The sequence below is a fragment of the Variovorax paradoxus genome (genome assembly GCF_022009635.1).
Classification (GTDB): domain Bacteria; phylum Pseudomonadota; class Gammaproteobacteria; order Burkholderiales; family Burkholderiaceae_C; genus Variovorax.
This window is the reverse complement of record NZ_CP091716.1, coordinates 2,422,805-2,448,988: the sequence shown is the minus strand read 5'-3', so window position 1 is coordinate 2,448,988 and position 26,184 is coordinate 2,422,805. Positions and strand designations below refer to the sequence as shown.

The window sequence follows — 26,184 nt, the reverse complement described above, 5'->3', positions numbered from 1 at the left end:
CCCTTTGAGCGCTAGATTTCATTGTATATTGATTGCTAGATTAAGTTGCTTTTCGAATGCCAGAGATTTATGAGAAGGCGTCGCGCCTGATTTCGGCGCCCCGTGCTTCAATCGCAGCGTCGCGCCATGCGCCCCCATCTCATCCTGTCCATGTCCATCGGTCTTGAAGTTCTCATCGGTCACTGGAAGACCGATCCATTGAGCACCTACAACTCGTGGTTTCTGTGGGAAGAGAGGCTGAAAAACTTCCGATCCATCCGCCGCGGCTTGGCCCAGGTGGTCAAGGACATCGACGCCGGCACTTTCGGCAGCGCGTTTCGCGGCTCCTCGCTCGAAACAGTCGTGGGTTCTGTGGCGGAGCAGCGCCAGATCTTCAAGGGCGCCGACCACGCGTTTCTCTGGAAGCCGAAGTTGCGCATCCCCGACATTTACGAGAACGCCGCCAATCAGCGTGCCTTCGCCCGGCTGCTGCATGCGTGCGACTGCTGCGACAGCGCCGAGGAAGTGGTCGAGGCCATCCGCCGCATCGACGCGCATCGGATCAAGGGCCTGGGGCCCGCTGTGGCGAACCTGCTGTACTTCGTTCATCCAACGATCGTGATGCCGTTCAACACGGCGATCGTGAAAGGCTACAACGCCGTTATGGGCAGCAACGTCAAGCTCGGCAAGTGGGACCACTACCTTTCCATGCGCGAGGGCTGCATCCGGCTGAACACACAGCACCGTCAACAGCTGTCCAACGACATGGGAGCACTGGCCGGGTTGCTCTTCGATGTCGGCTCGGGCCGGTACACGGCGCCGCCGCGTAGCGACGACGTCGCGGCCGTTAAGGGCTGGGAGGCCGACCTCGAGAAGGTGCGTGAGGAATCGGCCGCTGCCCACAAGCGCTGGGCTGCAGAGCGCGAGAGCGACGCGACCCATACCGAGATCCAGGGATGGCTGCGAGACCTGGGCAAGGCACTCGGCTACGGCGTCTGGATCGCCTCCAACGATCAGGGCCGAGCCTATGCGGGCGGGCGGCTCGGTGACGGTTGCCTGACGCAGCTGCCTGCGGGCGCCCAGCCCGGCCTGGACTCGGTGCGCCTGATCGATGTGATCTGGGTGGAGGCCGACGGCTCGAAGATTGCAGCGGCTTTCGAGGTGGAGCACTCGACCTCCATCTACTCAGGCATCGTGCGGATGCTGGACCTCGCGCTGGGCACCGAACTGGGCAAGGGCGTCTCGATGTTCCTGGTAGCGCCCGATGCACGCCGCGAGGATGTCCGGCTGCAGCTGCGCCGCCCGGCGTTTTCGCGCGTCGCCGAGCTCGGCATCCGTTATCTGCCCTACAGCGAACTGGGGACGCATCGCGAAGCGATCGGACGGTTCGGCTCGGGCTTGAAGCCGCTGAGCGAGATCTCCTATTCGTTGTGATCAAAACCCTTGGTGGCGGGGCGAGCCGCGCGTCGCTTCGAGAGGAGCGCACGGCCCGCTATGCAAGTCTCGTGATCATCAATGCGCCATGGCCCGGCATGCGGCGGCGCATTCCTTGCAGGTCTTGGCGCACGCCTTGCAGTGAGCCATCTGGTGCTTCTCGCACTCTGCACCGCATGCGTCGCAGATGTCCGCGCACAGTGCACATATGGCCTTGGCATGTTCACTGCCGCGGGCCATTGCGGCCGCAGCAAACTGGCAGGCGGCGGCGCAATCGATGTCAAGGGCGATGCACCTTTCCATCATCTTGACGTTGTCTTCTTTCAGGCACGCGGACGCGCAATGATTGCAGGCAGTGGCGCAGCCGTTGCAGGCTTCGATGCATGCGGTATAGCTCTCATGTGACATTGTCGACTCCTTTGAAGTGAATGCCGGTGACCCGGCGACAAATGGGCTGCCGTGGCTCGACATCCCTGAACCGTCTGCTGCCGCCCCCTCCAGGACCTTGGTCGTTGCGAAGTCCGACAGCATTGGATTTCATGGTGGTTACTTCGGGGTGCCACCTTGACCGGGATCGCGGTGCGGACGCGCCTCGCGAGCGGCAGCTCTTCCCTGGCCCGTGGCCTCGGGGCGTGTCGTCTTCTTCACGCCCGAACCTTCGCCCTCGGCGGTGCTGCCATCCTTGATCGGCTTGGTCCCCGTCGGCTTCGCATTCTTCTTCGCTTCGGCTGCGATCTGCGGTTTCGTGTTCGTCTGCGGGACGGCCTCGGACGTGTGGTTTTGCGCAATGGCGGCGCCCGAGAACAGCAACGCAGCACCGAATCCGATGAGCGTGCTCTTGAGAGTGAAGGTTTTGCGTTGAGAGATCATGTTCTGACTTTTCATAAAAAACTCCTTTGGTCATTGCCAGTGTCCCGGCGAATAGGACATCCGTCCTTTCAGGTATCTGTGAGGACAGCTGCCGCTCTTACTGTAGGAAACGCCTTTGGCGGAAGCCGACCGTGGGCATTACAGTTGCGTAATCCATCCTCACGCGATGGCCTAGAGCAAATTGCGCGCGGCGTATCCAGAGGAGACTGCGGCCAAGTCATTGCGCTTCCTGATGAGTGCTGGGCGACTGCCGAGTGAGCTGTTCGAACTCTGTCGGCGAAAGCTTTGGCAATCGCTGCAGGAAGGCCACCATCGACCACAAAGTCTCATCGTCGTGGGTGTACCCCCAAGCCGGCATGCCGGTCATCTTGACGCCGTGCTTAATTACCCAGAATGCTCTCGCGGGGTCATGAGCCCCATGCATGTGAAGATTGGGCGGCTGCGGGTTCAACCCCTTGCGCAGATCGGAGTCGTCCTTGCCAGGGGCCAGGTGGCATTGAACGCACATCTGTGCGTACTGCCTCGCGCCCGCCGCAACCATCTGCGGAGCGTCGAGGTCGGGCACAGGGATTCCTTGCGCACGCGCAGAGATCGAGCGCTCGCGCATCGAAGTCAGGGCAGAGGCGACAGGCCGGGAGTGCGCTTCGTCCGCTGCGACGTTGTATCCACCCGTCCACCAAAAGCCGGCAAGGCCCGCAGACGCGACTAGGATCGCGGCCGCCGCCCCGGCAAGCATCGTTGGGATCAGTTTCGACATGTGGTGCTCCAGTCAGAACCACAATCTCACGCCGGCTACGATCTGCGTGTCTCGAACGCGTTCACCAGCCTGTCGTGCATAAGCGGCGGTGTTCCCGAATTTCTTCGACCAAGTCACGCCAATGTAGGGAGCGAACTGTCGTGTCACCTCGTAGCGCAGACGCACGCCCAGTTCCATGTCGGACAGACCCGAGCCAATGCCGCGCTGCGGATCGTTCTTGCTATAGAAGTTAGTCTCGAGCTTGGGTTGCAGAATCCATTTCTGCGTCAGGAGCAGGTCGTAGCGCAGTTCCAGGCGCGCGGCGAGCGCACCGCCTGAGCCCACATAGGCCGTCGCTTCTGTTTCGAACCAGTACGGAGCAAGGCCTTGCACACCGAAGGCCAGCCAACTGCGCGAGCGACCGCCACCCCCGTTGTCGTGCCGCACACCCAACTGAGTGCTCCAGAACGTGGCGATGGCATGGTCCCAGAGTGCCTCCGTGCGAAAGGCGTCCAGGCGGCCTGAGCGGCGTTCGCCCTCGGCCTTGATCCAAAGCTTGTTGTAGTCGCCCCCGTACCAGACTTCGAGGTTGAGGTTTTGGCCACGAGCATCTCTAGCCTTAGCGTATTCCAACTCGTTGACAAGGATCCTGCCGTAGCGCTCGTCGTCCGCCATGTCCATGCCGGACATTGGCATCTTCGGCATTCCATTGGCATAAGCATCTGGATCGCGAGCGTCGGGAGGGGGACTGCCGCCTTGCATTGGACCCATGCCAGGCATGGACCCCATACTCATTCCGGGCATGTCCTTCATGTCGGAGCCGCCGCCCTTCATCCCGGGCATGTCCTTCATGTCGGAGCTGCCGCCCTTCATCCCGGGCATGTCCTTCATGTCGGAGCTGCCGCCTTTCATCCCGGGCATGTCCTTCATGTCGGAGCTGCCGCCTTTCATCCCGGGCATTCCTTGCATCTGTCCATGATCCATCGGCGCTGCGGTGGATTGAGGCTTTTTCTTCTTGGTTCGCTCTTTTGGCGGTGTCGTCGGCGCAGCCTTGTTGGATGCATCTTCCTTCGACTTGGGACCGGACATGTTCGCCCCCATCCCTGGCATGTCGTCCATGCGCTGGGACGCATTGCTCTGGGCAATCGCAGAAACAGTGAAACTGAGAACAAAAGATGCGATTGCGACTGCAACGCTGCTGCGCGCGAGTTTGAGCTGAAGCGGGTTCATGACACGTGTACCTCGCGAAACATGCCCGCTTCCATGTGGTACAGCAGATGACAGTGATAAGCCCAACGCCCCATGGCGTCCGCGGTCACACGGTAGGTCACGCGTTGCGCGGGCTGGACATTGATCGTGTGCTTGCGAGCCAGAAACTCGCCGGTGGGAGATTCCAGTTCGCCCCACATTCCATGCAAATGAATCGGGTGATTCATCATCGTGTCGTTGACAAGAACCAATCGGAGCCGCTCGCCGAAACGGAAGTGCACAGGCTTTGATTCGGAAAACTTCTGTCCATCGAACGACCACATGAATCGCTCCATGTTGCCGGTGAGATGAAGTTCGACGTCGCGGCCGGGCTCACGGCTGTCGATCGGTCCTCCGATCGTGCGAAGGTCGGCATAGGTCAATACTCGCCGACCGTTGTTGCGAAGGTTGATACCTGGGTCATCGAGATTCGTTCGCGGCATGTCCACGTGCATGTCCACGCCCGGGCCGTACTCTGTACGGGCGTGGCGCACGCGGGGTGGCTTCATTGCAGGTTTCGCGTCGCCACCCATATTCATTCCCGCCATGCTTGAATGGTCCATGCCCTGCATATCCCCCATCTCCTGCATGCCGGCCATCCCGCCCGGGCCCTGGGCCGAATCCATCGCTCCCACCGAGCCCATGGCGCCCATCATGTCGGTCATCGTCAGCCAGCTTGGCTTGTCCACCTCGGGGACAGGAGCCTGCATTCCGACGCGAGGCGCAAGCGTGCCGCGCACAAAATTGGTCCGGTCGATCGATTGGGCGAAGAGGGTATAGGCCTTGTCGTCGGACGGCTCAACAATCACGTCATATGTCTCGGCCACAGAGATCCGAAACTCATCCACTGTCACGGGATGAACGTCCTGGCCGTCCGCGGCGACCACGCTCATCTTCAGCCCCGGTATGCGAACGTCGAAGATGGTCGTGGCTGATCCGTTGATGAACCGCAGGCGCACCTTCTCGCGAGATTTGACGATGCCGGTCCAGTTGTGATCGGCAGTCTTGCCGTTGAGAAGGTAGCGTGCAGCGCTGCGCAGTTCGGTCGTACCGGTGAGATCCCCGAGGTCGGTCGGGACCATGCGCATGCGGTTCCACATCTTTCGCTTTTCTAGCGCCCCTTGAAGACCCATCTCGGCGATGTCTCGCTTGAAGTCGCCAAGCGTGGGTTGGTTGAAGTTGAAGAACCCGCTCATGACCTTCAGCTTCCTGAAGAGTTCTTCCGGTACGCCATCCGTCCAGTCCGAAAGCAGCACCACATGCTCGCGGTCTGTTCTGAAGCGAGTGCCATCTCGGGCGTCGATCACGATAGGCCCGTACAGGCCCGTTTGCTCCTGGAATCGGGAATGACTGTGATACCAGTAGGTGCCGGTCTGCTTGACCGGAAAGCGATAGACGAAGGTCTCGCCGGGCGCGATGCCGTTGAAGCTCAAGCCCGGCACGCCATCCATTTCCGCGGGGACCAGGATGCCGTGCCAATGGATTGAACTTGCGACAGGTAGTCGGTTGGTCACGCGCAGTGTGACCGTGTCGCCTTCGCGCCATCTGAGCGTCGGTGCCGGGATCTGCCCGTTGACCGTTGTCGCCATCCGTGCCTGTCCCGTCAGGTTGACGGGTGTCTCTGCAATCTCAAGGTCAAATTCAGTCCCATGCAGTTCCGTGCGTTCAATAGGCGCAGCAGCGGCAGCCCAGGTCAGTGAAGGCGGCAGTGCCAATCCTCCGATCACGCTGCGAGAGCCCAGGTCCATCAAGAATTTACGGCGATCGACGCCGCTTTGCCGTGGCTTCATGGTGCATCCTCCCTTGGTTCATTTCCCCCCACTCCGGCTGCGGCGCGAGGGCCACTCGGCTTGGCTGAGAGCCGCCAACAGCGAGGCCTGATACCAGGCCTTCGTGGGCTGGGGATTCCGCTTGAAGGTGTACCCACGCGCGTGGACTCGGTCTTGGTGAGATTCGTTGAATAGAGCATGTGATCCTCGAAGACTCATGGCTGGGATGCGTCGCGACTACCCGAGAACGGGAGGACGACTACCGGCAATGCGAAGCGCACAGCCTCAGACCGCGAGGTCGAAGGCGAACAGGCACTTCAGGCCCGAGGCGGGCGTTCGAGGAGGGGCGGGAAGAAGGCGACAGGCAGAAAGCGAGGCTCTGCCAAGTCCGCCGCCGGCAGATATTGGGTGCGGACTATAGAGGTATTGGGCATCAGGGCCACCGCATGGCAGGCCCCACAGGTTCCACATTTATGGGCAGTGCCTGAATCGGCATCATGGTGCCCCATGTCCTCAGCGTCCATGTCGTGGGAGTGGACGGAGTCATGCGTTGAGGCGTTCGAGCGCTGGTGCGAATCTTTTTGAATCGTCACCGTTGGCCCCGCATGCTCGGTCTCGCAAAATGCCATAGACGCCGCCGCGTACCCCTGGAACGGTACGGCGAGTATGAGCACCCAAAGGAGCAAAACCCGAATGCAGGACATGCAGAAGCGGCCTTGGTGATCTGGTCGAGGGGCCGACCCGATTTATCGCTCGAATGATTGACCACTGGCGAGTGCCGTCTGTCAGATAAAAGCTGATTCGGTCGTGAGATCGGCCAAGCACGGCCATGCAGATGACAAAGCTGTAATCTGCGCGTGCGGAAACCCTCGGACCCGCGGCCTAAAGTCGATGCATCGGAAAAAGACAAGCCACAGCGCTGTTCATTTCCGCAGATGCCAACCCTTCCACTGCCAAAGGACCGAACATGAAGACTTCTCTCAAGACCTCCCTGACCCTCGCCGCGCTGCTCGGCGCGATCGCCGGCCCCGCACTGGCCGGCAACTATGCCGAAGGCGATCCTCGCCCGGCGCCGCTGACGTCGAGCACCAGCCGTGCCGCTGTGGCCGAGGACACGCAGCGCTGGCTGCAGAGCTCTGTGGACCAAGGCTACCCCGAGGGCAATCCGCGTGCCGTCGTGAGCGTGTCCTCCAACACCCGCGCGACGGTCCAGGCGGACACGCTGGCCTGGATGCGTTCGGGCCTGGCCGCCGCCACCAACGGCGAAGCGGGTGCGGATACGACTCGCCCTGCCTATCGGCAAGCCGCAGCTGCGTACGCACGCCTGCGCGGTGAGCAGCCGGAGTTCGGCACGCCCGTGGAGCGCCTCACCCAGCAGGGCCAACTGCCGGACGCACCCGCGACCATGCGCCGCTGAGCGGCCTGGCCGTCGGGCGACCGCCAAGCAATTGAGCGCCGATCACGACGGCGTCGTCCGCCGCAAGCCGCACGCCTCGCCGCGGCTTGCCCCGTTTCCTGAGCAACAGGCCTAGAATTCGCGGAACAACTTTCCAAGCACGGACTCCATCAGCAGCCTTTCACGCGTTCTCCAATGCTCATTTCCGCAACCTTCCTCACACGGACCGCCAACGCATCATGCGTTGGCGGTGCGGCCGTGTCGGCGTTGCCAAAGGTGCAGCGATGAGGCGCGGACTCGTGCAGATGGTGGCCCGGGGCCTGATCGGCTTGCTGCTGTTCTCGCAGCTGGCGATCGCCGCTTACGCCTGCCCCGCGCTCTCCGCGGGTCTGGCGGGTGGCTTGTCCACCGATATGTCGATGGCGCAAGACGCTGTCTCTGTAACAGACGACTCTCGTGACTCGGCTATGCAAGGATCGCCCTGTTCGGACATGGTGGGCGCGACTGACACGGCTTCCGGCAACCTGTGCGCCGAGCACTGCAAATACGGGCAGCAAAGCGACCATGCATCCACACTGACGGTTCCGCCGGTGTTGCTGTCGGCGATCTATCCCTTGACCCCATGGGTGCCTGAGACGGTGCCTCCTGCGCGCCCTTCGGCCACCTCCCTGAGTGCACTGGTTGCGGCCTCGCCGCCTCACGCCATCCTGCACTGCGTCTCCCGAACTTGATCGCCTGACCGACTTTGCGCCGACGGCCCGTTGTGGGCCGGTACGGCGCGTCGGTCGTGCCTTGCCGTGTTCGTCGAGCTGTGCTCGGCGCACCGGAGCGGCCCGACAACCTACTCGCAGGTTCGTCAGGAGATTCCATGTTCCCCAATCTTTTTGCGGCTGCACCGATCGTGCGATCAGCCCGCCGCCCCGTTCGTCTTTGGGCTGTGGTGTTGGCGCTGTGCGCCGGCACCCTCGGCCTGAGCGCTCATGCACAGCAGACGCTTTCTCTCGATGCGGCACTGCGGTTCGCCGAGGAGCGCTCGCGGCAGCTCGTCGCGCAGGACGCGGCCGCCGGCGCCGCGCGCGCCATGGCCGTGGCCGCAGGACAACTGCCCGACCCCGTGCTCAAGGCCGGCATCAGCAATCTACCCGTCAATGGGAGCGACCGCTTCAGCCTCACACGCGACTTCATGACGATGCGCTCGATAGGCGTGATGCAGGAATTCACCCGCTCCGACAAGCGCCAGGCCCGCGCGGCGCGCTTTGACCGGGAAGCCGAGGTCGCCGAAGCGGGCCGTACTGTCGCCTTGGCCAACCTGCGGCGCGACACCGCGATCGCCTGGCTTGATCGCTATTACCAGGGACAGATGCGCGACCTGCTGCAAACCCAACGTGCCGAGCTGACCCTGCAGATCGAGGGCGCCGACGCCGCCTACCGCGGTGGCCGCGGCACACAGGCCGATGTGTTCACAGCGCGCTCTGCGTTGGCGCAACTGGACGACCGCATCCTTGCGCAGGAGCGCCAGATCGCTACGGCCCAGACGCGTCTGGCGCGCTGGGTCGGGCCGGGTACGCCTCCACCCTCGATGGCGCTACCGGAACTGGGCTCCGTGCGCCTGGACGCCCGCAATCTGGAGGCCCAGATCGGTGAGCACCCGCAGATCGCGCTGATGGCGCGACAGGAAGCGGTGGCGCGTGCGGAAGCCGACGTCGCGCAAAGCAACAAGCGCTCCGACTGGAGTGTCGAGCTTATGTACAGCCAGCGGGGGCCGGCCTACTCGAACATGGTGTCGCTGAACCTGTCGATCCCGCTGCAGTTAGACCAGAAGAATCGCCAGGATCGGGAACTCGCGGCCAAACTGGCGACGGTCGAGCAGTTGCAGGCCCAGCGCGAGGAAGCGACGCGAGAGAGTGCCGCCGAGGCGCTTTCATGGTTGCAGCAGTGGCAGAGCAACCGCAAGCGGCTCGCCCTGTACGACAGCTCACTCATCCCGCTCGCCGCCGAACGCACGCAGGCGGTGCTGGCGGCCTACCGCGGCGGTGCGGGCACTTTGAGCGCCGCACTCGAGACACGACGCATGGAAGTCGACACGCGCCTGGAACGCCTTCGCCTCGAGATGGAGACCGCCGCGCTCTGGGCGCAGCTCGAATTCCTGATCCCCGCCAACCATTCAGTGCTCGATACCGGCCCGTCCGCGGCCGCGGGCGAGACCAAGGAATCACAGAAATGAAAACAAGACCTCTCGTTCTTGGACTGATCGCGGCAGCGGTCCTCGCGGCAGCAGCCGTCGGTGCCTACACCTTCGGGGTGCAGCGCGGCAGGAGCCTGGGATCATCGTCCGCCACCTCTGGGGGCACGTCGTCGATGGCCACGCCGTCAGCGAGCACAACAGCTGCGCCTGCAGCCTCTCCCAACGAAACCGGCGAAGACGCAACACGGCGCCACATCGCAGCGGGCCTCAAGGCCGGTGACACCGACCCGAACAACGGCAAGAAGATCCTCTATTACCACGACCCCATGGTGCCCGGAAACAGGTTCGACAAGCCGGCCAAATCGCCCTTCATGGACATGATGATGTCGCCCGTCTACGCGGGTGGCGACGGCGACCAGAACAGCGTGACGGTGAGTGCGCGCGTGCAGCAGAACCTGGGCGTGCGAACCGCTGTGGTGTCCGAGGGCACCGTGTCGCCGCAAGTGACCACGGTCGGCAGCATCGCCTTCAATGAGCGGGACCAAGTCATCGTGCAGGCCCGGGCGACCGGGTATGTCGAGCGCCTGAACGTGCGCGCCACGCTCGACCAGGTGAAGAAAGGCCAGCCTCTGGCCGAGCTCTATGTCCCGGAATGGATTGCGGCGCAGGAGGAGTTCCTGTCGGTGCAGCGCATGCGCGGCACCGACCTGGCCTCGCTGATCGACGGCGCACGCCAACGCATGCGCCAGGTCGGCATGAACGATGGGCAGATCGAACTCGTCGCTCGCAGCGGCCGCACGCAGCCGCGCATCACGCTGGTCGCGCCCATCGGTGGTGTCGTCACGGAGCTGGCCGCGCGCGAAGGCATGACGGTGAGCGCCGGCACCACGCTGTTTCGCATCAACGGCCTGGCCAGCGTCTGGGCCAATGCCGAAGTGCCTGAAAGCCAATCGGCGCTGGTGCGTCTGGGCGCGAGGGTGCAGGCCAGAACGCCGGCCGCGCCCGGCGAGACCTTCGAGGGCAAGGTGCAAGCCATTCTTCCCGATGTGAATCCGGCGACGCGCACCCTGAAGGCTCGCCTGGAGCTGGCGAATCCGACCGGCAGGCTGGTGCCCGGCATGTTCGTGTCGATGCAGTTCACGGACATGCGTGCCGACAAGACGCTGCTGATCCCGACCGAAGCCGTCATCCAGACGGGCAAGCGCGCGGTTGTCATGCTGGCGGAGGACAACGGCCGGTTCCGGCCGGTCGATGTCGAGATCGGCCTGGAAACCGGCGGCCAGACCGAGATCAAGCGCGGGTTGCAGGCCGGCCAGCGTGTCGTGGTGTCCTCGCAGTTCCTGATCGACTCGGAGGCCAGCCTCAAGGGTGTCGAGGCGCGCCTGAACGCCGCTCCCGGGACAGCGGCGCCTACGGCGGCGACGGCCGCTTCTGCCACGCCGGCTGCAGGGGCTCCAAGACACGTGGGCGAAGGCAAGGTGGAAAGCATCACCAAGGACGCGATGACCTTCTCGCACGGGCCGATTCCCACGATCAAGTGGGGCGCCATGACGATGGAGTTCAAGCTGCCGCCCGGCGGCACACCAGGCAATCTGAAACCCGGCGACCGCGCAAGCTTCGAGTTCTTCATCGACGCGGATGACCTGCCGCAGCTCACCCGGGTGACGCCCATGGCGACGGCTCCCGCGGCAAGTGCCGCCGCGACCCCCAAGGCCGCAGCGCCGGGAAGCAAGCCATGATCGCCAAGCTCATCCGGTGGTCCATCGCCAATCGCTTCCTCGTGCTGCTGGCCACGGCAATGCTCAGCGCCTGGGGCGTGTATTCGGTCTTGCGCACGCCACTGGATGCGCTACCCGACCTCTCGGACGTGCAGGTCATCATTCGCACGAGCTATCCGGGGCAGGCGCCGCGCATTGTCGAGAACCAGATCACCTACCCGCTGACCACCACCATGCTGTCTGTGCCGGGCGCCAAGACAGTCCGAGGCTATTCGTTCTTCGGAGATTCATTCGTCTATGTGCTGTTCGAGGACGGCACCGATCTGTACTGGGCGCGCTCGCGGGTGCTGGAATACCTGAACCAGGTGCAGTCACGCCTGCCGGCGGCTGCCAAGGCTTCGCTCGGGCCCGACGCCACTGGCGTCGGGTGGATCTACCAGTACGCGCTGGTCGACCGCGGCGGCACACAGGACGCCTCGCAGCTGCGCGCCTTGCAAGACTGGTTCCTCAAGTACGAACTCAAGACGGTGCCCAACGTGGCCGAGGTCGCGTCGATCGGTGGCATGGTGCGCCAGTACCAGGTCGTGCTCGATCCGGAGAAGCTCGCCGCCTACCGGATCCCGCACACCAAGGCGGTGGAGGCGATCCAGAAAGCCAACCAGGAAACCGGCGGCTCAGTGCTCGAACTCGGCGAGGCGGAATACATGGTGCGTGCCTCGGGCTACCTCCAGGGCCTGGAGGATTTCCGCAAGATCCCGCTGATGACGACCGACGCCGGTGTCTCGGTGCGCCTGGGCGACGTCGCGCGCATCCAGGTCGGCCCGGAGATGCGCCGCGGTATCGGCGAGCTCGATGGCGAAGGCGAAGCCGTCGGCGGCGTGATCGTGATGCGCTCGGGCAAGAATGCGCTGGAGACCATCACCGCCGTCAAGGAAAAGCTCCAGACCCTGCAGGCCAGCCTGCCCAAAGGCGTGGAAATCGTGCCGACCTACGACCGCTCCAACCTGATCGAGCGAGCGGTGCGCAACCTGGGCTTCAAGCTGCTCGAGGAATTCATCGTCGTCGCGGTGGTGTGTTTCATTTTCCTGTTCCACCTGCGCTCCGCGTTCGTCGCGATCGTCTCGCTGCCGATCGGCATCCTGGCGGCCTTCATCGTGATGCGCTACCAGGGCGTCAATGCCAACATCATGTCGCTTGGTGGCATCGCCATCGCCATCGGCGCGATGGTCGATGCCGCGGTGGTGATGATCGAGAACGCCCACAAGCACATCGAGAAGTGGAAGCACGATCATCCGGACCAGACGCTGCGCGGCGAAACTCACTGGCGCGTGATCGCGGACTCGGCCGCCGAGGTGGGCCCTGCGCTGTTCTTCTCGCTCCTCATCATCACGCTGTCGTTCATTCCCGTCTTCACGCTGGAAGCTCAGGAAGGGCGGATGTTCTCGCCGCTGGCCTTCACCAAGACCTACGCGATGGCCGCCGCAGCGGGACTTTCGGTGACGTTGATTCCGGTGCTGATGGGCTACCTGATCCGCGGCAGGATTCCCGATGAGAAGACGAACCCGTTGAACCGGCTGCTCATCGCTGTCTATCAACCGTTGCTGAACGCGGTGCTGCGCTGGCCCAAACTGACGCTGGCGGGCGCCGCGGTCGTGCTGGTGCTGAGCCTGTGGCCGTTGCAGCACATCGGCGGCGAATTCATGCCGCGCCTGGACGAGGGCGACCTGCTCTACATGCCCTCGGCGCTGCCGGGCCTGTCGACGGGCAAGGCCGGCGAGCTGCTGCAACAGACCGACCGGCTGATCAAGACGGTTCCCGAGGTGGCGAGCGTCTACGGCAAGGCCGGGCGCGCGGAGTCGGCGACCGATCCGGCACCGATCGAGATGTTCGAAACGACCATCCAATTCAAGCCGCGCGAGCAGTGGCGCGCCGGCATGACGCAGGACAAGCTGGTCGAGGAGCTCGACCGCATCGTCAAGGTGCCCGGCTTGACCAACATCTGGGTGCCACCGATCCGCAACCGCATCGACATGCTGGCCACGGGCATCAAGAGCCCGGTGGGCGTGAAGGTGGCGGGCACCGACCTTGCCACCATCGACCGCATCACCGGTGAGATCGAACGCGTGCTCAAGGACGTGCCGGGTGTCTCGAGCGCCCTGGCCGAGCGGCTCACCGGTGGCCGGTACGTGGACGTGAACATCAAGCGGGACGAGGCATCGCGGTTCGGAATGAACATCGCCGACGTGCAATCGGTCATCGCCTCGGCGGTGGGTGGCGAGAACATCGGCGAGACGGTCGAAGGCCTGCAGCGTTTCCCGATCAACGTGCGCTACCCGCGCGAGATCCGCGACTCGCTGGAGCAACTGCGCTCTCTTCCGATCGTCACCGAACGCGGTGCGCGATTGGTGCTCTCCGACGTGGCGGACATTCGGATCACCGACGGGCCACCGATGCTGCGCAGCGAGAACGCTCGGTTGTCCGGCTGGGTCTACGTGGACATTCGCGGCAGGGACCTGCGTTCGGCGGTGCAGGACATGCAGCGCGTGGTTACGAAGGAAGTGAAGCTGCCCCCAGGCTACGCGGTGTCGTGGTCCGGTCAGTTCGAGTTCCTGGAGCGTGCAACGGCGAAGCTGAAGGTGGTGGTGCCGTTCACGTTGCTGATCATCTTCGTGCTGCTGTACCTGACGTTCAAGCGCTTCGACGAAGCCCTGCTGATCATGGCGGCACTGCCGTTCGCACTGGTCGGGGGCATCTGGCTGCTCTACCTGCTCAGCTATAACCTGTCCGTCGCCGGCGCGGTCGGTTTCATCGCCCTCGCGGGTGTGTCGGCGGAGTTCGGCGTGATCATGCTGCTGTACCTGAAGCACGCCTGGGACGAGCGCGTCGACGAGGGAAAGACGAGCACCGCGGACCTGCTGGACGCGATCCGCGAAGGCGCGGTGCTGCGCGTGCGACCCAAGGCCATGACGGTGGCTGTCATCCTGGCGGGTCTGTTCCCGATCATGTGGGGAACAGGCACTGGCTCGGAGGTGATGCAGCGCATTGCCGCGCCGATGGTGGGCGGGATGATCACGGCCCCGTTGCTTTCGATGTTCGTCATTCCCGCGGCCTACCTGTTGATGCGCAGGCCGCGCAAGGCATCACGGTGGACGCTTGGAAGGAGCCGCCGTGCGGCTGTCTGAACGTTCCGACTGCCGCCGCGTGTGGGGTGCGGTTGCGCTTTGCTTGTGCCTGTCGCTGGTGCTCGGTACCTCAGCGCGCGCCGCAGTCTCTGGCCTGGCAACCCCGCAGGCCGGACCGGTGATGACCGCGTCGGCAGCCTCGCGCCCGATGCCCAGCAGTGCCGAGGATTGTCAGACCTGCGCGGCTTGTGCCATCGCACCGGCGCCGGTGGCCCACACATTCACTGGCGAAGGCGAGGCACGAGAACGGGCGCCGAGGGTTTGGCTCGCGCACGTGACGGTGGCGCCGGCGCCAGCCTGGTTTTTTGATGCGGGAGACGGACGACTGCGATGGCCTGTGCGCATCGCGTTCTGCCGATGGCTGGATTGATCCGACGAGGTTCCTCTCGAACTGTCAGATCAAACCAACCTCAGGAGAACATCATGAAGAAACTGCTCATTTCCCTCGCCGTCGCCTTGACGTTGGGCGCGGCCTGGCCCGCGCTTGCCGGCCCCGACTTCCAGGTCATCGAGAAAGCGCGCGCGGACCGGCACGCGGCTGTGGCGGCACAAATGGCCACCACCAGCAGAGTCGACCGCGCCACAGGCCAGCGGGTGAATTGCCCGCCCGAACCTCTGGTGCTGCCGCTGGACCACGGCCCGCGTGCCCAAACGACGCCCGGAGAAAACCGGGTCCGCAGGGCGCGCTACGAGGCTCAGGTGAAGGCATGCGCGAACCGCGTGCTGTGAACGCCTGACCGAATCGTTCGACGCGGATGCGATGCGAGCCATCAGCCCACCGAGTCCGCTTTACCCCATTTTTTGAATAGGACCCAGAAATGAAGAACACCCTTGTATTTATCGCCGCAAGCCTGCTGCTGTCCGGCGCCTACGCCCAAAGCCAATCGCAGGAGGCGGCCCCGCAGTTCGACAGCCGGCCCCAGACCGTGGCGGAGTCCCTGAAGAACGCCAAGCCGCGCGGCGTCGTGCAAATCAACGACGGCAGCACGGCCGAGGGCAGCGGCTCTGGCGTCATGACGTTCGACCGAGCGGAGACAACAGGGCAGCGCTTTGCCGATGTCCGCGAGGCACGCCCCCATCAACTCCCCATGCAAGGAGGGACACCCAAGTAATTCTGAACCGGACACCGGCACATGACTCCAGACGCGGCTGCCAAAGGGGCCGCTCTTAACCCGGGCCTGAAAAAAACGGGCCCATCTCAGTCTCAAATAGGAAACACATCATGAAATTCGTTTCGACCGCAACGCTGATCGCTGCCTTGTCTTTTTCTGCTGCCACGTTCGCCCAATCCGGTGACATGGGCAACATGAAGATGGGGGACAAAGGCATGCAGAACTGCATGGAGATGAAGGGCATGAAGGACATGGACATGAAAGGCATGGACATGAAGGACATGGATGCCAAGAAGTGCAAGGACATGATGAAAGACATGCCCGCAAAAAGCACCAAGGCAGCCAAGTCCACGTCCCATGAAGCTGACGCGGTGGTGAGGGACTTCGATGCGGCCCAGGGCAAGGTCACCCTTGCGCACGGCCCCGTCAAAAGCCTGGGGTGGCCCGCGATGACCATGGGCTTTGCCGTCAAGGACAAGATGCTGTTCGACAAGCTCGCCGTGGGCGCGAAGGTCCATGTCGGGTTCAAGAAAGAAGGTGACGGCTACGTGGTGACCTCGGTCAAATAGAGGGACACAAGACATCGTGCAAGCCAGCGACGACAGCGAACCGTCGCTGGTCGGCGCTTGCTGTAGTCGCACTCCTTCTGACAAATGGGGCGCGCCACGGGGAATCCTCGGCTGGCGCGGCACTCCAACCATCGTGATGGCGAATCTTGCTGCACTGCAGGCCGCGCGAATGACCTGCAGCCCAGGCGCCCCCTGAAATGGGCACATGTGCGGCTTTGCCGTTCCGAGCGAACTTTTCATACCGTGTTCATCGGCCGGTCAGGCCGCACACAACGCAGCGAGGTCATCATGAAATTCAGCTACGTCATTGCCATCGTTCCGCCCGAGACGGTCGATGCGCTGGAGAGAAGGCTCAGGAGCATTGGCATTGGTGGTCTGACGCTGACCAAGGTCAAGGGCTTTGGCGAATACAAGAACTTCTTTTCCCGCGACTTGCTCAGCGCGCACACGAAGCTCGAAATCTTCGTGGAGGCATCGCACCTGGAAGGGCTTCTCAATGCCTTGCTGGAAGTCGCTGGCTCGGATGTCCCCGGCGCCGGGATCGCGGCTGTGATGCCCGTCGAGAAGTTTCTCCATCTGCGTACCGGAACAGAGTTCCTGCCGGCCCCATCGGTCTAGCAAACGCCTCCGCGAAGTACGCGCTCTGAAAGGATCAATGCCATGAAATGCGATATGCGGACAATGATCAAGGTCGCCGTTGGGTTGGGCGCTGGCCTCCTGGTGGCGTATGCCGCGCTGCCCGAGGCGCGGGCCTTCATCCAGGCCATTGCACCGTTCCTGCTGGTGCTCATCTGCCCTGCAGCGATGCTCTTCATGATGAAGGGCATGCGAGACAACAGCAAGGACATGGGCTCCAAGCCTCGCGAAAACGAGGTGGCGTCGGGTGACCGAAAAACCGACCCCGACAAGCCTTGACGGCCAGTGCGCAAGGAGCTTCCCATGTCATGCCGCCCAAGCCGCACGTCGAAACTGGCTGATGGTCGGCGACGGTGCCGAAGGAGAGTTGGTTCACTGCATTCATAACCCCATCCTCGTCAGCCGCATGAACCGCAGGGGGCGCGAGTGCGGTCGGCAAGGTTGACTTCTCAAGTATGAAGTTTGAAAAACCGCCGGAAGGCTCCGCCTGAGTGCTCTGGTGCTCGAATGCTCAGGGCAATCTCGGCTTCGCTCCGACGACACCAAACTCCAGAGGACGCGCTGCACGTCTGGTTCGACGATGGACCGACCTTCTTATCGAGCCGGGGCCGTAGCAAGCTGCGCGTGTCAGCTAGCGTATCCTGGCTAGGAGCCTGCACTGGTCCGGCTTGGACTGAAGCCACCCCGCCGCATACGCCGCCGACGGGAACGGAGAGAAAATTACAGCAATGTAATCTTGAAGTTCGCGTTGTTGGCAAAATGGCTTATAGGATCGCGGTCGCAAATCCATGCTTGCCCTTGTATCCCTTCGCGCTTCACTGACACACTGCACGTTCCAGGTCCTGGTGACCCTGAGTCGTGTGCGCCTTCATGCTGCATATATAAAATTCTTCGATGGTCCGCTGCTTACTCGTCGTTTTGATGCTTTTGCTGCCCACCCAGTTCACTTGGGCGGCGGTCGCGACCTATTGCGAGCACGAGACTGCGCCAGCTTCGTTTCATATCGGGCACCATGACCATCAGCATCAGGCTGATCCCTTGGACCTCGCGCAACAAGAAGCCGATCTGGCGGACAAGCCCATATTTCTTGAACACGACGACTGCAGCTACTGTCAGACCGGTGTAGCTCAGTTTGGAGCAGCCTTGGACACGTCTTTCGTGGGTCCTCAGGGTCTCTCCTTTGTAGGAGCAACGTCCAAGCCCTACAACTTCAGGGTCGACGAGGACATCGATCGCCCGAAATGGATACGCGCCGCTTGACCCGGCGCGCCTCTGTCTTTACTTTTTCGCTCACAAACGATGTTCTGACGATCGCGCCGGATTCCCTTGTCTCGTTCCTTTGACTGGAGAATTCGATGTGCAGGTTTATCGTGCCGTTCGCGCTTGCGCTTACGGCATTCGCGGGCGGCAGTGCGTTCGCTCAAGGCAGCAGCTTGGGTACGCCCCCTGTGCCGAATCAGGCTTCTTTGCCTGTTGTCCCATCTTCTCCGCCCCTTACGTTGGCGGCCGCGATTCAGATCGCCCTGGATGGAAATCCCGAGATTGCTTCCTCGCGACGCGAGGTCGAAGCGATGGAAGGTGCACGTGTCCAGGCCGGGGTTTTTCAGAACCCCACGCTGAGCGTCGAGGTCGAAGATGTACGGCGCGACACACGCACGACCACAGTACTGCTGAGCCAGCCATTCGAACTTGGCGGCAAGCGGGGCGCACGTATCGAGGCGGCAGAGCGTGCCATCGACGTCGCGCGCGCGCAGCTCGAGACAAAATACGCAGACATTCGGGCGAATGTGACGGCTGCATTCTTCGCCACCCTGATCTCGCAGGACCGTGTGCGACTGGCGCAAGCATCGCTTGAACTTGCACGTACCGGCAGCGAGACGGCCGGCAAGCGCGTCACTGCAGGCAAGGTATCTCCGGTCGAGGAGACGAAAGCGAAGGTCGCGGAAGCCAATGTCCGACTGGAACTGGTCCAGGCGCGTGGTGAGCTGCAGACAAACCTCTATCAGCTTCGTGCGTTGACGGGACCGACCGTGGTGTTCGACGCGGTCGACGGCAATGCGCTGCAGATTCCCAAGCCGCAGGCCCAGGAGACCATCGAGGATCGGATCACGAGCGCGCCCTCCATGCGGCAGGCACGTCTGGAAGTAAAGCGATACGGCGCTCTCTCGGAACTTGAGAAGGCCAAGCGCATTCCGGACATCACCCTGAATGCAGGAACGATGCGTTCCCGGGAAGTCGGGCGCAGCCAGGCGGTCGTGGGTATCTCCGTGCCATTGCCCATCTTCGACACCAATCGGGGAAACATCACGGAGGCGCTTCGACGTCAGGACAAGGCGGAAGAGGACGCTCGTGCGCTCGAACTCAGGCTGCGTGCTGACGTAGGCGGCGCGCGCCAGCGATACGTCACCACCCTGGCCGAGGTCGAGGCACTCCAGTCGGACATCCTGCCGGGCGCACAGACTGCGTTTGACGCGGCCACCAAAGGTTTCGAACTGGGCAAGTTCAGCTATCTGGATGCCCTCGACGCGCAGCGTACGTTGCTACAGGCACGTTCGCAGTACCTGAGGTCGCTGTCCGAGCTGCATCGCTCCATCACTGATCTGGACCGCCTGCTTGGCGGCCCCGCCGCTGCAAGCGGCTCTCCCGTCTCCAATCCTTAAGGACCGATCATGGCCAACTCTTGGCAGTCGACGCTCGGCAAGCCCGGGCGCAAGCAGCTTTTCATCATCATTTTTCTCCTCATCGTCGGTGCGGCCGCAGGTGCGCTCATCTTGCGCGGTGGCTCATCCAAGAAAGCGGTCGAGGGCGGTGGCCATGCCGAGGAAACGGCCAAAGGCGAGGATGGGCACGGTCACGGCAAGAGCGCCGAGGACGACGGCCATGGGCATGGCAAATCCGAAGAAGGCGGACACGAAGAGGCGTCCGCACCCAAGGGACCCAACGGCGGGCAGCGTTTCACCGAAGGCGATTTCAGCATCGAGCTGAAGCTCGCCGAGGAGAACGGCGAGCCAAGGTTCAAAGCCTGGCTCTATGACAAGGAAAAGCCGATCGCGCCGACTGACGCCGAGGTAACGGTGACGTTGAATCGCCCGAACGGCGACCAGCAAGAAGTCAAGCTGGCGCCGGTCGCAGGCGTTCTGACGAGTCAGCAGACGGTGGCAGAGCCTCACATCTTCGAAGCCACGATCGCCGTGCAGACGCCGAAAGAACCGTACCTGTTCACGTTCAATCAGCAAGAGGGCAAGGTCAACATGACCGACGCCCAGATCAAGGCATCGAGCATCACGCTCGATACCAGTGCACCGGAATCGATTCGCAGTGGGCTCCAGTTCCCGGGCGAGATCCGCTTCAACGAGGACCGCACTGCGCACATCGTCCCGCGGGTCGCCGGCGTCGTTGACAGCGTCAGTGCAAACCTCGGGGAACGTGTCAAGAAGGGGCAGGTACTGGCAGTCGTTTCCAGCGCCGCGATCTCCGAGACCCGCTCTGAACTTCAGGCTGCGCAGCGGCGGCGCGAGCTCGCCAAGACCACCTACGACCGCGAAAAATCGCTCTGGGAGCAGAAGATTTCACCGGAGCAGGATGTCCTCCAGGCCCAGCAAGCGCTTCGTGAGGCAGAGATCAGCGTGGCCAATGCGACGCAAAAACTGCTGACCGTCGGTGCGTCGACCAGCAGCAGTTCTCTGGGGCGCTTCGAGCTGCGCGCACCCTTCGACGGCATGGTCGTGGAGAAGCACATCGCCCTGGGTGAATCAGTCAAGGAAGACGCGAGCGTGTTCACCATCTCCGACCTGTCCAATGTGTGGGCCGAGATGAACGTTCCCGCACGCGACCTTCAGCAGGTGCGCGTGGGTGAGCGTGTCGTGGTGCGATCTGGCGCCTTCGACGCAACGACCAACGGCACCGTCGCCTACGTCGGCTCTTTGATCGGCGAGCAGACTCGTACTGCGCGTGCTCGCGTGGTGTTGCCCAATCCGCAAGGCGCCTGGCGACCAGGGCTCTTCGTTAGCGTTGAAGTCCTCGCCAGTGAAGTCATCTCGCCCGTGACCGTCGCCTCCTCCGCTCTGCAGACCATCGAGGACAAACCTGTCGTGTTCCTCAAGGTCCCTGGTGGATTCGTGCCGCAGCCTGTGCAGATCGGCCGTACGGATGGCAAGCGTGTGGAAATCGTGAGTGGCTTGAAGGCGGGCGCGAAGTACGCTGCCGCGGGCAGCTTCGTCGTGAAATCCGAGCAGGGCAAGGGCTCTGCGACCCATACGCATTGAGGCGAAAAACGCATGTTTGAACGCATCATTCGCTTCGCCATCGAACAACGATGGCTGATCCTGCTGGCCGTGGTGGCCATGGCAGGCCTTGGCGTATACAACTACCAAAAGCTACCGATTGACGCTGTCCCGGACATTACCAATGTCCAGGTCCAGATCAATACAGGTGCTCCCGGGTATTCACCGCTGGAAACGGAACAGCGCGTGACCTTCCCTATCGAGACCGTCATGGCCGGGCTGCCTGGGCTGCTCCAGACACGCTCGCTGTCGCGCTATGGTCTCTCGCAGGTCACCGTGATCTTCAAGGACGGAACCGACGTCTACTTTGCGCGCCAGCTCGTCAACGAGCGCCTCCAATCTGCAAGCGGTGAGATGCCTGAGGGCGTCCATCCGCAGGTAGGCCCCATTTCCACGGGCCTTGGGGAAATCTACCTTTGGACGGTGGAAGCGAAAGACGGGGCGAAAAAACCCGATGGCACTCCGTACACCTCGACGGATCTGAGAGAGATTCAGGACTGGATCATCAAGCCGCAGCTGCGCAACGTGGCTGGCGTCACCGAAATCAATTCCATCGGTGGCTATGAGAAGCAATACCAGATTGCCCCCATTCCAGAGAAGCTGTCCGCGTATGGGCTGTCGATGGCGGACGTGGTCAAGGCGCTGGAGCGCAACAACACAAACGTTGGCGCGGGCTACATCGAACGTCGCGGCGAGCAGTACCTCATTCGAGCGCCTGGCCAGGCGCGAGGCGTGGAGGATCTGCGCAACATCATTCTTTCAAGCAACGGAAGCACGCCGGTCCGCGTGCGCGACGTCGCGGAGGTCGGGATCGGGAAGGAACTGCGCACAGGTGCTGCGACCGACAACGGCCGTGAGGTGGTGCTGGGCACCGTTTTCATGTTGATCGGCGAAAACAGTCGCATCGTCTCGCAGGCAGTCGCGAAAAAGATGGCGGACATCAACCGCACGCTTCCTGAAGGCGTCGAAGCTATCACCGTCTACGACCGGACCGTGCTCGTCGACAAGGCGATCGCAACGGTCAAAAAGAACCTGCTGGAAGGCGCTGTGCTCGTGATCGTGGTCCTCTTCCTGTTCCTGGGGAACATGCGCGCCGCGGTGATCACGGCGATGGTGATTCCGCTGTCGATGCTTTTCACCTTCACTGGCATGGTCAATCAGAAGGTCAGCGCCAACCTGATGAGTCTGGGTGCGCTCGACTTCGGCATCATCATCGATGGGGCAGTCGTGATCGTGGAGAACTGCGTGCGCAGGTTGGCTCATGCTCAGCACAGGCACGGGCGACCACTGACCCGCAAGGAACGCTTCCACGAAGTCTTCGCCGCTTCTCAGGAGGCTCGCCGCGCGCTGCTCTTCGGGCAACTGATCATCATGATCGTCTATCTGCCCATCTTCGCGCTCACCGGCGTCGAAGGGAAGATGTTCCATCCGATGGCCCTCACCGTTGTGATCGCCTTGCTCGGCGCGATGATTCTGTCAGTCACGTTCATTCCCGCGGCCGTTGCACTGTTCATCGGAAAGAAGGTTTCGGAGAAGGAAAACCGCCTGATGGGCTGGGCCAAGAAGGCGTACGAGCCGCTGCTGGTACGCGTGCTCGAGGCCAAGGCGGTGGTTCTCACAGTCGCCGGCATCGCAGTGGTCCTCGCCGGCTTGCTGGCGACCCGGCTGGGCAGCGAGTTCATCCCGAACTTGAACGAGGGTGATTTTGCCGTGCAGGCGTTGCGCATTCCCGGAACGAGCCTGAGCCAGTCGGTACAGATGCAGCAGCAACTGGAACGCACGCTCAAGGAGAAGTTTCCGGAGATCGATCGAATCTTTGCGCGCACAGGCACTGCGGAGATCGCCTCCGATCCCATGCCGCCGAACATCTCGGATGCGTATGTGATGCTGAAGCCGGTAGATCAATGGCCGGAGCCAAGGCGCACGCGTCAGGAAGTTGTCCAGGCGGTGCAGAAGGAAGTGTCCAAGATTCCCGGCAACAACTACGAGTTCTCCCAGCCCATCCAGTTGCGCTTCAATGAACTGGTTTCGGGCGTACGGGCCGACGTTGCCGTGAAGGTGTTTGGCGACGACATGGATGTACTGAACAAGACGGCGCGCGAGATCGAAGGCGTTTTGAAATCGATCTCAGGCGCGGCCGAGGTCAACGTGGAACAAACAACAGGTCTGCCGATGCTGACCGTCAACATCGATCGAGACAAGGCCACGCGCTATGGGCTGAACATCGCGGATGTGCAGGACACCATCGCCACGGCCATCGGTGGGCGCAATGCCGGCACCCTCTTTGAGGGAGATAGACGCTTCGACATTGTTGTGAGGCTGCCCGACAACGTGAGGGGTGACCTCGAGGCGATCAAGCGCCTTCCTATCGCGCTGCCCGCCAGTTCGGCTGCAGCCGACGTCGTCGGGGCCACGTCCGTTGCCGGCGCTGGAGCAAACGCTGCGCGCGTGAACTTCATTCCGTTGGGCGAGGTCGCCACGCTGGAACTGGCGCCAGGCCCCAACCAGGTGAGTCGAGAGGATGGGAAACGCCGCATCGTCGTCAGCGCCAACGTACGCGGTCGCGATCTCGGGTCCTTCGTCAGTGAAGCGGCGGGCGCACTTGATTCGCAGGTGAAGGTCCCGACCGGCTATTGGACCACCTGGGGCGGCCAGTTCGAGAACCTTCAGTCCGCCACCAAGCGCTTGCAAATCGTCGTGCCTGTCGCATTGCTGCTGGTCTTCACGCTGCTGTTCGCGATGTTCGGCAACATGAAGGACGGGTTGATCGTGTTCACCGGCATTCCGTTTGCGCTCACCGGCGGCATTCTGGCGTTGTGGTTGCGTGACATCCCGCTGTCGATCACCGCGGCCGTCGGGTTCATTGCGCTATCGGGGGTCGCCGTTCTCAACGGACTGGTGATGATTTCCTTCATCCGGAACCTTCGCGAGGGGGGCGCGTCGTTGGACCACGCCATTCACGAGGGAGCACTCACCCGCCTTCGCCCGGTGCTCATGACCGCACTCGTCGCGTCTTTGGGCTTCGTGCCGATGGCAATCGCGACAGGCACAGGGGCCGAGGTGCAGCAACCGCTCGCGACTGTGGTGATTGGCGGGATTCTTTCCTCCACGGCACTGACGTTGTTGGTGCTTCCAGTGCTCTACCGATTGGCACATGGTCGAGACGAGGAGGAGGCCGTGTTCAACGAGGCTCAGAAGCAAGCCGCTTTGGAGCATGAGATCCCCCCACAGCCAGCCGCCTAGGGTCAGTACCGTGATTGCCCCCGCACGGCCGTTCAACGGGGGCGCCATTCTTACCTGAGAGCCATCATGAAACTCGCAACATTCATCGCAGCCGCCACGCTGGGCATTTCAAGCGGCGCATTCGCTGCTGACGACCACAAAGGGCACGAACACGAAGGCAAAGGGGCAGCAGCCCATAAGGATGAGGCCAAGCCCGCGCATGGCGGCATCGTGACAGTCGCGAAGGACGTGAGCTACGAACTCGTCGCGCTGCCCGACCTGATTTCCCTGTACGTGTCTGACCATGGCAAACCAGTGGATCTCGCCGGCGCTACCGCCAAGGTGACCCTACTGTCGTCGGGAAAGAAGGAGGAAGTCACGCTGGTACAGGCCGCGGACTCTCTCCAGGCAAAAGGCAGTTTCGCCGTGGGCGCAGGCACCAAAGTGGTCGCCAACGTTTCCCTGAAGGGCCAAGCACCGCAGCCCGTCCGGTTCAGCCTCAAGTGAAGAGCTGATAACCAAACTGTAATCCTGCAGTTAGAAGTCTGGAGGACTGGTTTTTTAAAGTTCACTCACGCAGTCGAGAACGGCTGCGTATGAACCCACCAATCCAAAGGACCTCCTCATGCAAATCTCCTCGCTTCGACTGCCCCTCGCCTCCATGCTTCTCGCTGCCGCGGCGGTTCCAGCCTTCGCCGGTAACTATGCAGAAGGCGACCCGCGCCCTGTTGCTCAAACTTCCAACGTTTCCAGCCCTGCCGTGGCCGCAGAGACACGTGCCTGGATGGCCGCCGCTCCCACGCTCGGCTACCCGGAAGGCAATCCTCAAGCCGTCGTGCAGGTGCAGCAAAAGACCCGAGCGGCAGTGCAGGCCGACACGATGAACTGGATCAGGTCTGGCCTGGGCGCTCTCAGCTACAGCGATGCATTCGCAAGCGGCAACCATCCGGCCTACGCCAAGGCAAACCGCGCATACGCACAGCTTCGTGGCTCGAGCGACGCTGCCAGTGCATCGCTGACGCCAGTTGACGGAAATGCCGTCACGCGCTGATTTGAAGGGGCCGCTGCCCGCTGCAGCAAGTTTGCAGGCAACTGACCCGAGCAGACAGGACATAGCCTCCAGTCGCAATCGCCAACACCTAGCCTCGGTATCCACGAGGCGGATAAATCAGGACACCACGCTGGGACCACTCAGGTGGTGTTCTTTTTTGTTTATGACATTTCGATGACCAATATGTAATCCGGTTGCAGGCCAAGTGTTCGAAAGGCTTTCTAGAGTCGTTGAACGCCCCGGACTCTTCGGGGCGGAATACAAAGGAGACCCTAATGTTGATTCGCACTCTTCGTTCCGCCGTGACCGCAGCAGCCGTCGTCGCCGCAATTTTTTCAGCCGTAAGCGCGTCCGCCGCTGGCGCCTATCACCCCACACCCAACGAAGCCGGGGCGACCTATCACCCGGAGCATGCCTCCAAGCGGAGCCGAGCAGACATCGACTCCGACCTGAACTCGGCAATGAAGCAACCTGCCTGGAATGCTGCTAGCCGGGGCGCGCCGTGGCCTGTTGCCAAGACGGGTGAGCCCAAATCCCGCGCGCAAGTCGTCGCCGAGCTCGACGTAGCGATGAAGCATCCCGCATGGAACTCGGTAAGCCGCGGTGCACCTTGGCCGCCGGTGTTGAACAACCCGAAGTGAAAGAAAGAGTAGGCGCGCTCTTCTGAGCGCCGCCCTGCTTCGCGCTGACGAGGCTGTCAACGACTTCGTCGGGCTCTCGGTGGAGGGATCCGCAAGCGCCCGGTGAAGTCAACAGCCGAGAGAGATCTGCGGGCGGCTAAATGCCGGAAGGTA

The 26,184-nt window shown here is 62.5% G+C and carries 23 protein-coding genes; 17 read left to right on the top strand and 6 right to left on the bottom strand.

Annotated features, from left to right (window positions below; translation table 11 throughout):
- Positions 1–150: 150 nt before the first annotated feature.
- Positions 151–1,413 (top strand): type II restriction endonuclease, encoded by a 1,263-nt coding sequence (locus L3V85_RS11440; protein WP_137860509.1) that lies wholly within the window; start codon positions 151–153, stop codon positions 1,411–1,413.
- A gap of 78 nt (positions 1,414–1,491) precedes the next feature.
- On the opposite strand, the gene L3V85_RS11435 is transcribed toward L3V85_RS11440, so the two are convergent.
- From L3V85_RS11435 to L3V85_RS11415, 5 genes are all read right to left on the bottom strand, one after another.
- The gene (locus L3V85_RS11435; protein ID WP_137860543.1) at positions 1,492–1,821 is read right to left on the bottom strand and encodes a four-helix bundle copper-binding protein; all 330 of its coding nucleotides are present in this window, start codon (positions 1,819–1,821) and stop codon (positions 1,492–1,494) included.
- Between the two features lie 138 nt (positions 1,822–1,959).
- The gene (locus L3V85_RS11430) at positions 1,960–2,298 is read right to left on the bottom strand and encodes a hypothetical protein (RefSeq protein WP_137860508.1); all 339 of its coding nucleotides are present in this window, start codon (positions 2,296–2,298) and stop codon (positions 1,960–1,962) included.
- A gap of 202 nt (positions 2,299–2,500) precedes the next feature.
- Complete coding sequence (locus L3V85_RS11425) at positions 2,501–3,040, bottom strand: c-type cytochrome (RefSeq protein WP_137860507.1); 540 nt, start codon at positions 3,038–3,040, stop codon at positions 2,501–2,503.
- A 12-nt stretch (positions 3,041–3,052) separates the two neighbouring features.
- Positions 3,053–4,249: a copper resistance protein B gene (locus tag L3V85_RS11420; RefSeq protein WP_237679354.1), complete on the bottom strand. Its 1,197-nt coding sequence runs from the start codon at positions 4,247–4,249 to the stop codon at positions 3,053–3,055.
- Positions 4,246–6,057: a copper resistance system multicopper oxidase gene (locus tag L3V85_RS11415; protein ID WP_137860506.1), complete on the bottom strand. Its 1,812-nt coding sequence runs from the start codon at positions 6,055–6,057 to the stop codon at positions 4,246–4,248. The genes L3V85_RS11420 and L3V85_RS11415 overlap by 4 nt, the downstream gene beginning before the upstream one ends.
- A 946-nt stretch (positions 6,058–7,003) precedes the next feature.
- Here L3V85_RS11415 and L3V85_RS11410 point away from each other — a divergent pair.
- The 10 genes from L3V85_RS11410 to L3V85_RS11365 all read left to right on the top strand — a co-directional run bounded on the left by L3V85_RS11410 (position 7,004) and on the right by L3V85_RS11365 (position 17,113).
- The gene (locus L3V85_RS11410; protein ID WP_137860505.1) at positions 7,004–7,453 is read left to right on the top strand and encodes a hypothetical protein; all 450 of its coding nucleotides are present in this window, start codon (positions 7,004–7,006) and stop codon (positions 7,451–7,453) included.
- Positions 7,454–7,716: 263 nt separating this feature from the next.
- Positions 7,717–8,163, top strand: a complete 447-nt coding sequence (locus tag L3V85_RS11405; RefSeq protein WP_137860504.1) for a hypothetical protein — start codon at positions 7,717–7,719, stop codon at positions 8,161–8,163.
- A gap of 137 nt (positions 8,164–8,300) precedes the next feature.
- Positions 8,301–9,656 carry a TolC family protein gene (locus tag L3V85_RS11400; RefSeq protein ID WP_137860503.1) on the top strand — a complete coding sequence of 452 codons (1,356 nt, stop codon included), beginning with the start codon at positions 8,301–8,303 and terminating at the stop codon, positions 9,654–9,656.
- Entirely contained in the window at positions 9,653–11,356 is a 1,704-nt protein-coding gene (locus L3V85_RS11395; protein WP_137860502.1) for an efflux RND transporter periplasmic adaptor subunit, read from the top strand. The genes L3V85_RS11400 and L3V85_RS11395 overlap by 4 nt, the downstream gene beginning before the upstream one ends.
- Positions 11,353–14,517: an efflux RND transporter permease subunit gene (locus tag L3V85_RS11390; protein ID WP_137860501.1), complete on the top strand. Its 3,165-nt coding sequence runs from the start codon at positions 11,353–11,355 to the stop codon at positions 14,515–14,517. Before L3V85_RS11395 ends, L3V85_RS11390 begins: the two co-directional genes overlap by 4 nt.
- A gap of 423 nt (positions 14,518–14,940) precedes the next feature.
- Entirely contained in the window at positions 14,941–15,246 is a 306-nt protein-coding gene (locus L3V85_RS11385; RefSeq protein ID WP_137860500.1) for a DUF945 domain-containing protein, read from the top strand.
- An 89-nt stretch (positions 15,247–15,335) separates the two neighbouring features.
- Positions 15,336–15,629 (top strand): hypothetical protein, encoded by a 294-nt coding sequence (locus L3V85_RS11380; RefSeq protein WP_137860499.1) that lies wholly within the window; start codon positions 15,336–15,338, stop codon positions 15,627–15,629.
- 110 nt (positions 15,630–15,739) lie between these two features.
- Positions 15,740–16,198: a copper-binding protein gene (locus L3V85_RS11375; RefSeq protein WP_137860498.1), complete on the top strand. Its 459-nt coding sequence runs from the start codon at positions 15,740–15,742 to the stop codon at positions 16,196–16,198.
- A 288-nt stretch (positions 16,199–16,486) separates the two neighbouring features.
- Positions 16,487–16,816, top strand: a complete 330-nt coding sequence (locus L3V85_RS11370; protein WP_137860497.1) for a P-II family nitrogen regulator — start codon at positions 16,487–16,489, stop codon at positions 16,814–16,816.
- A gap of 63 nt (positions 16,817–16,879) precedes the next feature.
- Entirely contained in the window at positions 16,880–17,113 is a 234-nt protein-coding gene (locus tag L3V85_RS11365) for a DUF2933 domain-containing protein (protein ID WP_137860541.1), read from the top strand.
- A 627-nt stretch (positions 17,114–17,740) separates the two neighbouring features.
- On the opposite strand, the gene L3V85_RS11360 is transcribed toward L3V85_RS11365, so the two are convergent.
- A complete protein-coding gene (locus tag L3V85_RS11360; RefSeq protein WP_137860496.1) occupies positions 17,741–17,929 on the bottom strand; it encodes a hypothetical protein in 189 nt (62 codons plus the stop codon).
- 260 nt (positions 17,930–18,189) lie between these two features.
- Here L3V85_RS11360 and L3V85_RS11355 point away from each other — a divergent pair, with 260 nt between their 5' ends.
- The 6 genes from L3V85_RS11355 (at position 18,190) to L3V85_RS11330 (ending at position 26,031) form a co-directional block, all read left to right on the top strand.
- Positions 18,190–19,494: a TolC family protein gene (locus tag L3V85_RS11355; protein WP_137860495.1), complete on the top strand. Its 1,305-nt coding sequence runs from the start codon at positions 18,190–18,192 to the stop codon at positions 19,492–19,494.
- A 9-nt stretch (positions 19,495–19,503) separates the two neighbouring features.
- On the top strand, positions 19,504–21,099 hold the full coding sequence (locus L3V85_RS11350) for an efflux RND transporter periplasmic adaptor subunit (RefSeq protein ID WP_137860494.1): 1,596 nt from the start codon (positions 19,504–19,506) through the stop codon (positions 21,097–21,099).
- A 12-nt stretch (positions 21,100–21,111) separates the two neighbouring features.
- Positions 21,112–24,360, top strand: coding sequence for a CusA/CzcA family heavy metal efflux RND transporter (locus L3V85_RS11345; RefSeq protein ID WP_237679353.1), 3,249 nt, complete (start codon positions 21,112–21,114; stop codon positions 24,358–24,360).
- Between the two features lie 66 nt (positions 24,361–24,426).
- Positions 24,427–24,846, top strand: coding sequence for a hypothetical protein (locus L3V85_RS11340; RefSeq protein WP_137860492.1), 420 nt, complete (start codon positions 24,427–24,429; stop codon positions 24,844–24,846).
- A 118-nt stretch (positions 24,847–24,964) separates the two neighbouring features.
- The gene (locus L3V85_RS11335; RefSeq protein WP_137860491.1) at positions 24,965–25,390 is read left to right on the top strand and encodes a hypothetical protein; all 426 of its coding nucleotides are present in this window, start codon (positions 24,965–24,967) and stop codon (positions 25,388–25,390) included.
- Between the two features lie 275 nt (positions 25,391–25,665).
- Complete coding sequence (locus L3V85_RS11330; RefSeq protein ID WP_212744019.1) at positions 25,666–26,031, top strand: DUF4148 domain-containing protein; 366 nt, start codon at positions 25,666–25,668, stop codon at positions 26,029–26,031.
- Positions 26,032–26,184 lie beyond the last annotated feature (153 nt).

Coding starts and splice junctions, on each gene's coding strand:
- L3V85_RS11440 (WP_137860509.1), top strand. CDS start 151: ATGTCCATCGGTCTTGAAGTTCTCATCGGTCACTGGAAGACCGATCCA.
- L3V85_RS11435 (WP_137860543.1), bottom strand. CDS start 1,821: ATGTCACATGAGAGCTATACCGCATGCATCGAAGCCTGCAACGGCTGC.
- L3V85_RS11430 (WP_137860508.1), bottom strand. CDS start 2,298: ATGAAAAGTCAGAACATGATCTCTCAACGCAAAACCTTCACTCTCAAG.
- L3V85_RS11425 (WP_137860507.1), bottom strand. CDS start 3,040: ATGTCGAAACTGATCCCAACGATGCTTGCCGGGGCGGCGGCCGCGATC.
- L3V85_RS11420 (WP_237679354.1), bottom strand. CDS start 4,249: ATGAACCCGCTTCAGCTCAAACTCGCGCGCAGCAGCGTTGCAGTCGCA.
- L3V85_RS11415 (WP_137860506.1), bottom strand. CDS start 6,057: ATGAAGCCACGGCAAAGCGGCGTCGATCGCCGTAAATTCTTGATGGAC.
- L3V85_RS11410 (WP_137860505.1), top strand. CDS start 7,004: ATGAAGACTTCTCTCAAGACCTCCCTGACCCTCGCCGCGCTGCTCGGC.
- L3V85_RS11405 (WP_137860504.1), top strand. CDS start 7,717: ATGAGGCGCGGACTCGTGCAGATGGTGGCCCGGGGCCTGATCGGCTTG.
- L3V85_RS11400 (WP_137860503.1), top strand. CDS start 8,301: ATGTTCCCCAATCTTTTTGCGGCTGCACCGATCGTGCGATCAGCCCGC.
- L3V85_RS11395 (WP_137860502.1), top strand. CDS start 9,653: ATGAAAACAAGACCTCTCGTTCTTGGACTGATCGCGGCAGCGGTCCTC.
- L3V85_RS11390 (WP_137860501.1), top strand. CDS start 11,353: ATGATCGCCAAGCTCATCCGGTGGTCCATCGCCAATCGCTTCCTCGTG.
- L3V85_RS11385 (WP_137860500.1), top strand. CDS start 14,941: ATGAAGAAACTGCTCATTTCCCTCGCCGTCGCCTTGACGTTGGGCGCG.
- L3V85_RS11380 (WP_137860499.1), top strand. CDS start 15,336: ATGAAGAACACCCTTGTATTTATCGCCGCAAGCCTGCTGCTGTCCGGC.
- L3V85_RS11375 (WP_137860498.1), top strand. CDS start 15,740: ATGAAATTCGTTTCGACCGCAACGCTGATCGCTGCCTTGTCTTTTTCT.
- L3V85_RS11370 (WP_137860497.1), top strand. CDS start 16,487: ATGAAATTCAGCTACGTCATTGCCATCGTTCCGCCCGAGACGGTCGAT.
- L3V85_RS11365 (WP_137860541.1), top strand. CDS start 16,880: ATGATCAAGGTCGCCGTTGGGTTGGGCGCTGGCCTCCTGGTGGCGTAT.
- L3V85_RS11355 (WP_137860495.1), top strand. CDS start 18,190: ATGTGCAGGTTTATCGTGCCGTTCGCGCTTGCGCTTACGGCATTCGCG.
- L3V85_RS11350 (WP_137860494.1), top strand. CDS start 19,504: ATGGCCAACTCTTGGCAGTCGACGCTCGGCAAGCCCGGGCGCAAGCAG.
- L3V85_RS11345 (WP_237679353.1), top strand. CDS start 21,112: ATGTTTGAACGCATCATTCGCTTCGCCATCGAACAACGATGGCTGATC.
- L3V85_RS11340 (WP_137860492.1), top strand. CDS start 24,427: ATGAAACTCGCAACATTCATCGCAGCCGCCACGCTGGGCATTTCAAGC.
- L3V85_RS11335 (WP_137860491.1), top strand. CDS start 24,965: ATGCAAATCTCCTCGCTTCGACTGCCCCTCGCCTCCATGCTTCTCGCT.
- L3V85_RS11330 (WP_212744019.1), top strand. CDS start 25,666: ATGTTGATTCGCACTCTTCGTTCCGCCGTGACCGCAGCAGCCGTCGTC.